This window comes from Aneurinibacillus soli, from assembly GCF_002355375.1.
Lineage (GTDB): Bacteria > Bacillota > Bacilli > Aneurinibacillales > Aneurinibacillaceae > Aneurinibacillus > Aneurinibacillus soli.
This window is the reverse complement of record NZ_AP017312.1, coordinates 114,629-127,500: the sequence shown is the minus strand read 5'-3', so window position 1 is coordinate 127,500 and position 12,872 is coordinate 114,629. Positions and strand designations below refer to the sequence as shown.

10 protein-coding genes (1 of these 10 cut by a window edge) are annotated in these 12,872 nt (G+C 44.0%); 9 read left to right on the top strand and 1 reads right to left on the bottom strand.

Going from position 1 to position 12,872, the window contains the following annotated elements:
* Window positions 1–1,270 carry the 5' portion of a hypothetical protein gene (locus CB4_RS00640; RefSeq protein ID WP_096463140.1) on the bottom strand. It extends 392 nt beyond the left edge of the window, so the window shows 1,270 of its 1,662 coding nt (coding positions 1–1,270); it begins with the start codon at window positions 1,268–1,270; the stop codon falls past the left edge of the window.
* Between the two features lie 198 nt (window positions 1,271–1,468).
* Between CB4_RS00640 and rocF the strand changes: the two genes are divergently transcribed.
* The 9 genes from rocF (at window position 1,469) to CB4_RS00595 (ending at window position 12,745) form a co-directional block, all read left to right on the top strand.
* Complete coding sequence (rocF, locus tag CB4_RS00635) at window positions 1,469–2,380, top strand: arginase (RefSeq protein ID WP_096463139.1); 912 nt, start codon at window positions 1,469–1,471, stop codon at window positions 2,378–2,380.
* A 118-nt stretch (window positions 2,381–2,498) separates the two neighbouring features.
* Window positions 2,499–3,062 carry an RNA polymerase sigma factor SigW gene (gene sigW, locus CB4_RS00630; RefSeq protein ID WP_096463138.1) on the top strand — a complete coding sequence of 188 codons (564 nt, stop codon included), beginning with the start codon at window positions 2,499–2,501 and terminating at the stop codon, window positions 3,060–3,062.
* Window positions 3,063–3,085: 23 nt separating this feature from the next.
* A complete protein-coding gene (locus CB4_RS00625) occupies window positions 3,086–3,703 on the top strand; it encodes a zf-HC2 domain-containing protein (RefSeq protein ID WP_096463137.1) in 618 nt (205 codons plus the stop codon).
* A gap of 131 nt (window positions 3,704–3,834) precedes the next feature.
* Window positions 3,835–4,653, top strand: coding sequence for a diadenylate cyclase CdaA (gene cdaA, locus CB4_RS00620; RefSeq protein WP_096463136.1), 819 nt, complete (start codon window positions 3,835–3,837; stop codon window positions 4,651–4,653).
* Window positions 4,646–5,950: a CdaR family protein gene (locus CB4_RS00615; RefSeq protein WP_096463135.1), complete on the top strand. Its 1,305-nt coding sequence runs from the start codon at window positions 4,646–4,648 to the stop codon at window positions 5,948–5,950. Before cdaA ends, CB4_RS00615 begins: the two co-directional genes overlap by 8 nt.
* A 17-nt stretch (window positions 5,951–5,967) precedes the next feature.
* Window positions 5,968–7,317, top strand: coding sequence for a phosphoglucosamine mutase (glmM, locus tag CB4_RS00610; protein ID WP_096463134.1), 1,350 nt, complete (start codon window positions 5,968–5,970; stop codon window positions 7,315–7,317).
* Between the two features lie 465 nt (window positions 7,318–7,782).
* Window positions 7,783–9,585, top strand: a complete 1,803-nt coding sequence (gene glmS / locus CB4_RS00605; protein WP_096463133.1) for a glutamine--fructose-6-phosphate transaminase (isomerizing) — start codon at window positions 7,783–7,785, stop codon at window positions 9,583–9,585.
* A 512-nt stretch (window positions 9,586–10,097) separates the two neighbouring features.
* Complete coding sequence (locus tag CB4_RS00600) at window positions 10,098–11,888, top strand: AIPR family protein (RefSeq protein ID WP_096463132.1); 1,791 nt, start codon at window positions 10,098–10,100, stop codon at window positions 11,886–11,888.
* Window positions 11,889–12,223: 335 nt separating this feature from the next.
* Window positions 12,224–12,745, top strand: a complete 522-nt coding sequence (locus CB4_RS00595; RefSeq protein WP_096463131.1) for a YfiT family bacillithiol transferase — start codon at window positions 12,224–12,226, stop codon at window positions 12,743–12,745.
* The last annotated feature ends 127 nt before the right edge of the window (window positions 12,746–12,872 follow it).

The window sequence follows — 12,872 nt, the reverse complement described above, 5'->3', positions numbered from 1 at the left end:
GGATATAATCTTCACCTATACTAAATACTTCGCTTACTTGTACTTCTTTTACAGAGGTAGGGAGATATTTTTCCAGCGTTTTGACTGCGATTTGTTCAGCTTCTTCTTTTGTGATTTTTTTTGTAACAGGCTTACTTTGATCGATTTCCCCTTGTCTATGCATACCCATAGCCAATACCCGGTTGGCGGGAGCATCTACCTGTACAACATATTCTTCGGTATGATCATCTTTTTTACTCCATGTGTAGCTTTGCAAAGCTCTCTGATTATATGGATTGTCATATTTATTCTTGGATAGAGAAAGCCCGGACACATCCATACCGAGTTCGCTTTTCAGTATCTGAGCTGCTTCCTGTTCATTCCTAACTGTTAACGTCTGACCTTTTGGTATTACGGTATACATTTTTCTGTTCCATTGCTCCTGAGGGACATCCGATGTTGTCGATGTGCCTGTTATAGCATTGATAGTAGAGGGATTTCCCATAACGTATTTTAATACGGGATGTTCGCCTTCCCTGTCCCCCAAATTTTTTATTGCAGTCGGTTGTTTTTCATCGTATATAAGCTCCGGCTTCAGTGAGGCAAGGAATAATTCCTCTGCTTGTGCTTTCGAGATTGCCTGTCTTGGGTCTGGGAACAGGTCTGTATTTATTTTTTTGTTCTCATTACTGAATGAGGTGACACGACCTGCTGCATTCACACTCATCCTAATGTCATAGCTTGACTCCAATGGGATTCCATGTATGAGTGGACTAAATTGAGCAAACGCTTCGGTAAACACGACTTCTTTACCGTCTTCCATTCCCCCTGAACTCATAAAACCAACGCCGTCATCAAATTGATAGTGTTCGGCTTCTTTTTCACCTAGCATCTTGTTTAGAAATTCAGTTGCTGTTGCTTTCACGAGAGAAATAGAGGGATTGTTTTTAGAAGCCCAGTCAGGATGTGTGATCGTAAAACGGTACAGTTCTCCAGTGTCTAGATTAAATACGACTGTCGCATTTGCTTTCTCAGCTTTTCCTGCATAGCTCAACACTTGAAATGAAGTTTGATTCCTTTGATATGTATTGCTTTCTTTCAATTGAAAGTCTCGTAACTCAGGAACGAGTGTATACAATGTTTGCAGGGATTCTTGGATGTTTTTTTGTAATGTAGAGGATGAAGGAGATGTAGTGACGGACGTTGCTGGAAGCGTAGCGGCAAAAACAGGGGTGGTCGAAAGGAAACTTCCTGCAAGTAATGCAGTAACTATTTTCTTTGTATATTTCATAAACAGACCTCCATTTTGTGCTGGTATACAATATATACGAGGTATATATTGTAAAATTTTCAATAAAATGAATGGTGCTCATATCATCTGTACAGGCTTGCTGAAATTACGCATAACCATTCATTAATCTGTCAAGTTTCATTAGCGCTTACATACGCATTACAATAAGATAGCCGACGAAAAGGGTGGTGTACAGCGATGAATCCGACACTTAATCCAAACGTTTCATTGATTGGAGTTCCGATGGATCTGGGTGCAGATCGCAGGGGAGTCGATATGGGGCCGAGTGCGATCCGGTATGCGGGGATCGAGGCCCGTCTGGAGGCACTTGGCTATGTGGTTCATGATGAAGGCGATATAATTGTGCAGCGGCCAAAGCAGCAGGCTACACCCGGAACACATTTGAAATATTTAGATGAAATCGCGCGTGTGAACCAGGAACTATGCGAAGCTGTATCCTTTCAGATGGGAAAGGGTCGTTTTCCGCTTGTTATCGGTGGAGATCATAGCATTGCGATTGGAACAATTGCAGGCGTATTGCAGCATCGTCCAAATACGGGTGTGATCTGGTTCGACGCACATGGGGATATGAATACAGCTGATACGTCACCATCTGGTAACATTCACGGTATGTCGTTAGCAGTTAGCCTGGGATACGGTCACGAACGATTAACAGAAATCGGTGGAATCGATCAGAAACTTATGCCTGAGAATGTTGTGCTGATTGGAGCCCGCGCCCTTGATCCGGGAGAGAAACGATTCATTCAAGAGCGGGGAATCAAAGTATTCACCATGCATGAGATCGACCGTTTGGGCATGGCACGTGTAATGGAAGAAGCGCTCCAAATCGTAACGGCCAGAACCGATGGCGTTCATCTTAGTCTAGACCTTGATGGGCTTGACCCTCATGATTGTCCGGGTGTCGGGACTCCTGTTATTGGGGGAATTAATTATCGGGAAAGTCATCTTGCTATGGAAATACTGGCGGAAGCAGGTGTACTGACAAGTGCCGAATTTGTAGAAGTGAATCCGATTTTGGATCGAATGAATCAGACAGCGCGTGTGGCAGTTGGGCTCATGGGTTCCGTATTTGGGGAGAAGCTACTATAATAGGAATAACAACATGAAACATAGACGAGGGTGCCTGGAGCATTCTCGTTCATTTTTTTGAAACCAAACGTCAATTCACACGTAAATTTAGATAGGAATAGATTAGGATGTGGACCAATTGGACAGCACCGAGCAGGGGATGATCAAGCGCGCAAAGCAGGGAGACAGGGAGGCATTTGCTGAACTCGTCAACCTTTACAAAGACAGGGTATATCATGTTTCGTATCGGATGCTTGGCAATCGGCAGGAAGCGGAAGATGTCGCCCAGGAGACGTTTTTGCGTGTGTATTCTAACCTCGAAAGTTATGACCCACAGTATAAATTCTCGACCTGGATTTACCGGATTGCTTCTAACTTAAGTATTGATGCAATTCGTAAGCGGAAGCCTAATCTGTCGCTCGATGCGGAAATTACCGGTTCAGAAGGCATGGAATGGCATGAACGGCTGGCCGACCCGGGCAAGAGCCCGGAGGAAGAAGTGCTTACCGACGAATTGCAGGACGAGGTACAGGGTGCCATTATGGGCCTAAATCCGAAATACCGAGCTGTTATGCTGTTGCGATACATTGAAGATTTGAGTTTGCAGGAGATTAGCAATGTGGTACAGCTGCCAATCTCGACGATTAAAACAAGAATTCATCGCGGTAGGGAAGCCTTGCGCAAAAAGCTTCGGTTCATGTAGCGCGAATGAAAGGAGAAATACGTATGGACTGCCGTTATTTTGTGCGCCTTATGCATCAGTATCTCGACTGCGATGCAACTAAAGAAGAAGAGATGCAGCTACGTGTCCACCTTGCTTCCTGCCAGGCGTGCAAGCAGCATTTTCAAGAATTGAAACGGACGCTTGTATTCGTCCAGAGCCTGTCTCACACAAGAGCACCGGAGGGATTTACAGAACGAGTCATGTCGGCCCTCCCGCAAGAGCGTCGCAGAACCCGTTGGACTCAGCAGTTTAAGCGCCATCCTCTCCTGGTCGCTGCTTCCCTTTTCATCGTTTTGATGGCTGGCAGCACGATGTCGGCATGGACACAGGGAGCGGGCCGCTTTGAGATGTCGGCGGCACAGGCTCAGAATCTTCAGGTGGATGAATCCAAGCATACGGTCATTGTACCAGCAGGCAAGACAGTAGAAGGAGATATTGTTGTCCGGAATGGAAACATTCGTGTAGATGGGGAAGTAAAGGGCAATGTAGTCGCGATTGATGGGCAAGTATATATGGCTTCCACCTCTCATATCTCAGGTGAGGTAGAAGAGATTCATGAGGTACTGGAATGGGTCTGGTACAGTGTAAAAAAGGTTTTCAATTCTCTGGTAAACCGTTAAAATATAAAGAGGAAGAAGGCGCGGCGATGTCGTGTCTTTTTTGCGTGTATATACAAAAACAGCTATACTGGGTAATGAAGAGTGCCAGAAAGGCATTCAACCTCCCATCCTACTAAAGGAGGAGTGTACGAGTGGAAGGGTTTACCGGGAATATTCTTAGCTACATCACGAATGCGATTGATATTCTGATTGTTTCTTACATTATTTACAAGCTTGTTCTGCTCCTTCGGGGCACACGTGCTCTGCAATTGTTCAAGGGAATTCTGGTGGTCATTATTCTCTTGCTGGCTAGTTCATATTTACACCTGCGAACGCTGAACTGGCTGATGAATCAGGCCCTTACATATGGAATGTTTTCCATCCTGGTCATCTTTCAGCCGGAGTTGCGTCGGGCGCTTGAACAGATTGGACGTGGGTCAATCTTTACCCGCAGTTCTAATCCTGAGGATAAGGCAGCGATTGATACGATTGAAGGAATCGTTAAATCGATGTTTTATATGGCAAAACGCCGGATTGGAGCGCTTATTGTTATTGAACGTGAGACGGGATTGTCGGATTATATCGAAACGGGCATTAGTCTCACCGCACAGAGCAGCTCTGAGCTTCTCATCAACATTTTTATTCCAAACACACCGCTTCATGATGGAGCAGTGATCATGCGTAAGGACATGGTTATGGCGGCTGGCTGTTATTTGCCTCTGTCGGAGAATCCGACCATCTCCAAGGAGCTTGGAACAAGACATCGTGCCGCGATTGGACTTAGTGAAGTCTCAGATGGAATGGCGCTGGTCGTATCAGAAGAGACTGGACAGGTGTCGATTGCCTGCAATGGGGAATTGACACGGGATTATACGCCAGAGACACTGACAGAATTCCTTGTTGAGCGCTTGGTCAAACCGACGAAGCCATCATCATCCCTCTGGCAGCGGAAGGTGAAAAGCAATGGATAGATGGTTGAGTAACAACTCATTTGTCAAAGTTATGTCGCTTGTGATGGCCATTCTGCTCTGGATGATTGTGACAAACAGTTCCACATCATCGAATGGAGCCGTAGTGGGACAGCCTCAGGTGACCTCGCAAGTAACACCCGTCAAGCTTGAGGCGCGTTACGATGATCGCAAATTCATTGTCCATATTCCTGATACGGTCCAGGTAGAGCTAAAAGGGAATCGTGATATTCTAGCTTTATCTTCCTTGCTTTCTAGGGAGAAATTTGACTTCTATGTGGATCTGAGTAAGTATGAGAGTGGCCGCTACGAAGTTCCGGTTCAGTATGAAGGGCTTCCGCCTGGCCTTGACGTCGTGGTAACGCCAAGCGTCGTCACCGTTACAATTGAGCGAATCAAAAAGGTTCAAAAAGATGTACGTGTAGCGGTTGTTGGACAGTCATCCGACGTGGTTAAAGTAGGAAACGTAGTCGTGAATCCACGTACCGTAACGGTAACTGTGCCGGAAAGCCAAGTGAAAAACATTGGACTCGTACAAGCTGTAGTCAATATAGAAGATGCAACGGAAACCGTGAACTCTTCTGTACCGATCCGTGTTCTTGATCGCCGGGGACAGCCAATCGAGTCAGCGAGAACTTCACCATCGTCTGTAGATGTGCAAGTTCCGCTTACGATACAACCATCCAAGCAAGTACCACTTCAGGTGAGTTTTACAGGAAAACCTGCAGATGGTTATGGGGTAACGGGTCTTGACGTGCGTCCAAAAGAAGTGACTGTCTATGGTACGCAAGAAGTGCTGGATCATCTGTCTTCCTATCCGGTTCCGGCTGTGAATGTGGATGGAATAACGGAATCCAAAACGGTTCAGGTACCGCTTCCCCTTCCAAAAGGCGTCACGCGTGTTGACAGCCCGAGTGTGACCGTAGTTGTGACGGTTAAAGCAGGAAAAGAAAGTATCAAGCAAGAGAAGCCACCAGCAACAACACCGACGGCTTCCGAACAACAAGTAAGTAAGTCACTAGAAATTCCAGTGTATGTAAACGGTGTGACGGACAGCCAGACATCTGAGATCGTAAAGCCAGAATCAGGCCGCGTCCACTTTAACGTTATCGGAACAAAAGAAGCCATCGATCAAGTGGAGCAGTCTCAATTGTCTGCTTCTGTCGATATGAGTAATAAACCACCGGGCCAATATACCGCTTCGGTGCAGGTTAATCTTCCGTCTGGCGTGTCACTCGCGAGTGACACGGCCAATCTACAGGCGACGGTCATCATTCGTGACCGGGCTTCGAAGTCGTGAGAGGAGAGGGTAAAGGTATGGGTAAGTATTTCGGAACAGATGGTATACGCGGGGTTGCCAATACACAATTAACACCGGAACTCGCATTTAAATTAGGTCGTTTGGGCGGATACGTTGTAACGCAGAATAGCAAGAACGAGCGTCCAAAAGTAGTTGTAGGGCGAGATACACGTATCTCGGGCCCGATGCTGGAGCGCGCACTGATCGCAGGCCTTCAATCGATCGGCGCAGAGGTTATGCGCTTAGGCGTTATTTCTACACCAGGCGTAGCCTATTTAACGCGCACGCTGGAAGCTGATGCAGGAATTATGATTTCTGCATCGCACAATCCAGTGCAGGATAACGGCATTAAATTTTTCGGTGGCGATGGGTTCAAGTTGCTTGACGAGAAAGAAGCGGAGATCGAGCGCCTGCTTGATGCCGAGACAGATGAACTGCCGCGCCCAATTGGCGGCGACATTGGCACGGTCCTCAGTTATAAAGAGGGAGCACAGAAATACTTGCAGTTCCTCAAAAGTACCGTTACACACCGTTTTGACGGTCTGAAAATCGTTGTAGACTGTGCGAACGGTGCCGCATCTGCACTGGCAGCCCAGTTGTTTGCCGATATGGAAGCGGATGTCGTAACGATTGCTTGCAACCCGGACGGATTGAACATTAATGAAAGCTGCGGATCGACTCACCCGGAAATCCTGCAAAAAACAGTCGTGGAACAGGGAGCCATTCTTGGCCTGGCGTTTGACGGTGATGCGGATCGTCTGATTGCCGTAGATGAGAAAGGCCAGCTCGTAGACGGTGACTTCATTATGGCGATCTGTGGGATGTCATGGAAGCGCCGTGGCAAACTGAAAAACGATACAGTTGTTTCAACTGTGATGAGCAATATCGGATTCTACAAAGCGCTCGAAGCGGCAGGCGTCGAAACGCGCCAGACTGCTGTTGGTGACCGTTATGTGATGGAAGAGATGCGTCGTGGCGGCTACAACCTTGGTGGAGAGCAGTCCGGTCATATTATTTTCCTTGATTACAACACGACAGGCGACGGTCTGCTGAGTGGGCTGCAACTGCTTGATGTTGTGGCAGAATTGAAGAAGCCGCTGTCTGAAATTGCGGCAGAAACGATGCGCCAGTTCCCACAGATTCTCATCAATGTGCGGGTAGCCGATAAATCCAAACTCACAGGCAATATCGAGATTCAAACGGCTGTGCAAGCGATTGAAGAGAAGCTCGGAACAAATGGACGTGTGCTCGTTCGTCCGTCTGGAACCGAACCGATTGTTCGCGTGATGGCGGAAGGTCCTGATGAAGAGGAGCTTAAACAGTACGTCGATCATATCGTGAGTGTAGTAGAAAAAGAACTTGCATAAATATAGATGAAATCAGGGTGTGCAGGGACTTCTTGCGCATCCTTATTTTTTCTATTGTTGACTTAGAACGTTTATGGTATGGTATCAATATTGAAGAAGGGGGTGGAAGGAGAAGGAAACCATAAGCAAGCTTAGTTGCATATGATAATGAATAAGAAAGCGCCAGGACCGCTTCACGGACGGGGAAAAGAGAAGCGGTTGACGAGGTGGAGGTTTATCGAATGATTCGGCGGATGCCTCCCGGTGAACGACCGACGCCGCAGGGCTGTCTGACAAAACGCTCAGGAGACTGAACGGACAAACGGACAGTATGGTCGACCCATTTCGGTGCCAAAACCGATAAGTGGGTACAGTCTATACGATAGTTGAATACGGGACGATGAGAGGCGGGGTTTTGCTCTGTCTTGTTTCTGATGGAAGCAGCCGATGTCTTCTTTGTACAAGTGAGAGGGGAATATACGAATTATGTGTGGAATCGTAGGATATGTTGGCAGTCAAGATACGAAAGAAATTTTGCTGCGAGGCTTAGAAAAGCTCGAATACCGTGGCTATGATTCAGCCGGGATCGCGGTTGTCAACGATGAGGGTGTGCAAGTATTTAAAGAAAAAGGACGCATCGCAGCACTTCGTGAGATCGTAGATGAACAGACAAAAGCAACAGTGGGGATCGGTCATACACGCTGGGCGACACATGGCATTCCGAACCGTGTGAATGCCCATCCACACCAGAGCCGTTCAGCACGTTTTACCCTTGTGCATAATGGTGTGATTGAGAACTATGAACAAGTGAAACGCAGCTTGTTATCTGGCCTTTCTTTCGTAAGCGATACGGATACAGAAGTAATTGTGCAGCTTATCGAGAAGTTCGTTGAGACAGGTCTGCCTGTAGAAGAGGCCTTCCGCAAAACGCTGCAAGAGCTGAAAGGTTCGTATGCGCTGGCATTGATTGACCAGGAGAACCCGCATGTCATCTATGTAGCGAAAAACAAAAGTCCACTTCTGGTTGGGCTTGGTTCAGATTGTAACGTAGTCGCGAGTGACGCGATGGCGATGTTACAAGTAACTGACCAATTCCTTGAACTGATGGATCAAGAAATGGTGATTCTGAAAAAAGACAGTGTAACCATTAAAGACCTGGAAGGGAATGTAATTACCCGTGAGCCGTTCACGGCTGAAATCGATGCGAGTGATATCGAAAAGGGTACATACCCACACTACATGCTCAAAGAAATCGACGAGCAGCCGTTCGTGATTCGTAACATCATTCAGAAGTATCAGCAAGAAAATGGCAACCTGAAGCTTGCTGACGATATTCGTCGTGCGATGCAAGAAACAGATCGTATCTATATTGTAGCCTGCGGAACAAGTTATCATGCAGGGCTTGTAGGGAAGCAGTTCATTGAGAAAATGGCTGGGATTCCGGTAGAAGTACACATTGCGAGCGAGTTCGGCTACAATATGCCGCTTCTAAGCGCAAAACCGCTGTTTATCTTTATCTCGCAGAGTGGTGAGACTGCTGACAGCCGCGCTGTACTTGTAAAAGTGAAAGAGATGGGTCATAAAGCACTCACACTGACGAATGTACCGGGCTCTACCCTGTCGCGTGAAGCGGATTACACGCTGGCGCTGTATGCAGGTCCAGAGATTGCGGTTGCATCGACGAAAGCATACATCGCACAGATTGCGGTGCTGGCGATTCTCGCAGCGGATACGGCAAAAGCAAAAGGTCTTGATATTGGCTTTGATCTGATGCAGGAAATGGGCATCGTAGCGAGTGCGATTGAGACGTTGTGTGATAGCAAGGATGAGATGAAGAAGATCGCGGATGAGTTCCTTGGTACGCATCGTAATGCATTCTTCCTTGGTCGAGGCGTAGACTATTATGTATGTCTGGAAGGCGCACTGAAGCTGAAAGAGATCTCTTACATTCAGGCGGAAGGGTTCGCAGGTGGCGAGCTGAAGCACGGCCCGATCGCGTTGATTGAGACTGACACGCCTGTTGTGGCGCTGGCGACTCAGGAAAGTGTAAGCTTAAATATTCGTGGCAATGTGAAGGAAGTAGTGGCACGCGGCGCGAATCCGTGCTTGATTAGTATGGCAGGTATGGAGGAGGAAGGCGACCGTTTCGTGCTTCCGGCTGTGCATGAGATGCTGACGCCGCTTGTATCGGTTATTCCATTGCAGTTGATTTCGTATTATGCGGCACTGCACCGTGGTTGTGATGTCGATAAACCACGCAACTTGGCGAAATCAGTGACGGTTGAGTAAAGAATAGTACGTGTGAAAAAGACTTTTATAGATTTGAAATAAAGTAGCACTGCTTCACCCCTTTAGATCTGATTATCTAAAGGGGTGTTTTTATTATTAAAAGAAAAAGAATATCTGAAATTGAGAAGGGGGATAAAAGGAGGCTGAGGAAGTGGAATAGGAGTAGATTGTTGAATAAGTCGAAAACTGCGTAACAAAAATATTTTGAGATTAATTGTGGTGAACCGTATCACAAGTGATGGTAAAGGAAAGGTTTGAGCTGAGAGTTCCATATACTGTTGTATCGGGTAAAATGGACAAGGAAAAATGAACTATATTATAAATTACCAAACCACATACACGCGGTTAAAAGCCTGTTTTCTAATTTATTTGGGAGTGTACTGAATATTTCAATATATTTTTAGAGCAGACGCTCAGAAAATGATTTATAATACCATTTAAGGATTTATTAAAGGACTTTAAAGACAATAATATCCCAAATTATTCAAATCCATAAGTGGAGGAATAGCAGAGTGGCACTTAACAAAATTCTGAGTGGTATGGTAAAAGAATTCTGTATAAAGAATTCTTTTAGCGATTTTGCAGAAAGCAAAGCTTATGAATACCTTGTAAATTACGTTCTTGTTTCAAAAATGCACCCTGAAGCATTCACCGATGTCAGTGATCTTGAAAGGATTAATGTTGATCACGGGTCAACATTCGGAATTGATGGGATAGCATTTATCATTAATGATAATTTGGTACTCAATAAAGCTGATATTGAATTATACTCAAAGTCAAAAGTACTAGATGTGAAAATCTTGTTTATTCAAACAAAAACAGAAGAGTCATATGATAGTGGGAAAATACTTAAGACTATTGAAGCTGCTCAGAATTTCTTCGGTGATAGAACTATGCTGCCTAAAAATAATGAATCAATAGGGAACGCAATCGAGATCTACGAGGAGATAATGAAATACTCAAACTCAAAATACTTAAGAAAAACCAGTCCTGAAGTCTTTATATACTTCGCGACTGCGGCAAGACCATGTGAAGATGAATTTATTATTAATTTAGTATCTTCTCAGGAGAAGAAATTTACAACAATATCTCCAGATGTCAAGACAATTAGTATTCATCTACTTGGTGGTGAACATGTAATTGAATCATATAGTGAAGTGGAAAACAGAGTAGAAGTGAACATTCTATTTAAAAACACCTTATCGTTAGATAAAATTGAACAAGTAGAACAATCATACCTTGGATACTTGCCATGCAATGAATATTTAAAAATCATTACAGATTCTCAAGGTAATTTGAGGCGAAGGCTATTCTATGAAAATGTTCGTGACTATCAAGGACCAAATAACAACGTCAATAAAGAAATCTGCGAAACATTAACGGATAAAGATCTGAAAGCCAAATTCATTCTATTAAATAACGGTGTTACAATTGTTGCTAAGCATTTAAAGTCACTTGGATCGAACGCATTTGAAATGCGTGATTTCCAAATTGTAAATGGGTGCCAGACAAGCAATGAGGTTTTTAATGCTAAAGAAACAATTAGTGAAGTTCTAATTCCTGTGAAAATAATTCATACAACTGATCCAGATTTAATCTCGATGATTGTACGAGCTACAAATCGACAAACGCCTGTTCCAGAAGAAGCTTTTATAGCACTGGAAAAATACCATAAACGATTGCAGACACTATTTGATACCTATTCTCGTGAAATGCCCATTTCATTGCACTACGAAAGGCGATCAGGAGAATTGAATTTTCAGGAAAAAACCTTGCTCAGTTATCAGCAGGTAAACCTACATAGTTTAATCAGAGCGGTAACAAGCGTATATTTCTTAGATCCGCATGTTGTTTACAATAACAATCCTGCAAATATTCTAAGAAATCGCCGTGAACGATTATTTCAGGAAGATCACAAACCCGAAATATATTATTTATCAAATTACTTGCTTGCAAAATTTGTTGAATTACAGAATAAAAAAGTTCTAAAATACCATGATTACAAGATTCGTTATTATGTAATTATGGTGGCAAGGTTCATTTTATCAGGTCAGTCTAAGTTATATGAATTGAACTCAAAAGATATAGAAAAAGATGCAAAGAAAATAATTGACTACTTGAAAAAAGATGAAGAACTCGTTATAAGGTCATTTGTGGAAGCTAAGAATATAGTAAATACCACAATTCATGAGTTTAAGAAAAGAAATGGCTCTGTGGGCGTTGATGGTATTTTACGAGACTCAAATTTCAATTCACAAATAAAGAGAGCCTTATTCGAAAATAAGTATTCAGTAATGAAATAAGGAAATTCTCGGTAAAAAGTACTGGCAAGGTCGTAAGTTACCTAAGGATAATCCCGATTATCCAACGAAGGATGAACTTGAAGTATATTTTACCGTGATGACGGAACTCTGGAGTGACAAAAATCCGAAAAAACAGCTAGGATGGATGATGCAAAAATAAAGAAATTTGAAGAGGACACTGTGCGTACAGTAAGTCCAGTGGGCGGACTTCATCCCTCAGCGTGTCGATAGGATGCAAAAAGCAATGATCGATTGAAGGGATGTCCGTTACGTACTGCCAATGAAAGAGTGATAAAATCCAATCATATATTTGAAGAAAAAGGAGGTAAGGCAGAATGAATGTAAAGTTCCCGATTGGACAATTTCGGTGTGATGAAGAAATTAGTTTTACACAAGTTAATAAGTGGATTGAAGAAATTTGTGTTTTACCAACAGAGCTTCATAACATAGTAGAGGGTTTAGGTGATGTACAATTAGATACGCCTTATAGAGATGGTGGGTGGACGATTCGGCAAGTCGTTCATCACGTTGCAGACAGTCATATGAATGCTTATATCCGATTTAAGCTAGCTTTGACAGAAAATCGACCAACAATCAAACCATACGATGAAGGGCTATGGGCAGAACTGTCCGATTCAAAATTGCCAGTAGCAATATCCCTGAAATTAATTGAAGCTTTACATACTAAGTGGGCAGCACTTTTATCAAATTTAACAGAATCGGATTTGAAAAAAGAATTTATACATCCAGATTCAGGTGTTATAACAGTTGAAAGAAATATCGGTATTTATGCTTGGCATGGCAAACACCATTTAGCGCATATTCAACGTTTACTTGAACGCAAAGGGTGGGAATGAAATTCTCGCAAATGCCTCACTTTTATACGATAGCGATTATGAATATAAGGAGGCAAAGATTTCTAATCTAAAAATCGAACAGGTTGAAAAAGGGTGAAGAAGCTTTAAACTGATAACAGAACAACGG

Bases quoted from the DNA above. Each gene is read 5' to 3' on its own strand.
- rocF (WP_096463139.1), top strand. From the start codon at position 1,469: ATGAATCCGACACTTAATCCAAACGTTTCATTGATTGGAGTTCCGATG.
- CB4_RS00625 (WP_096463137.1), top strand. From the start codon at position 3,086: ATGGACTGCCGTTATTTTGTGCGCCTTATGCATCAGTATCTCGACTGC.
- glmS (WP_096463133.1), top strand. From the start codon at position 7,783: ATGTGTGGAATCGTAGGATATGTTGGCAGTCAAGATACGAAAGAAATT.
- glmM (WP_096463134.1), top strand. From the start codon at position 5,968: ATGGGTAAGTATTTCGGAACAGATGGTATACGCGGGGTTGCCAATACA.
- CB4_RS00615 (WP_096463135.1), top strand. From the start codon at position 4,646: ATGGATAGATGGTTGAGTAACAACTCATTTGTCAAAGTTATGTCGCTT.
- CB4_RS00595 (WP_096463131.1), top strand. From the start codon at position 12,224: ATGAATGTAAAGTTCCCGATTGGACAATTTCGGTGTGATGAAGAAATT.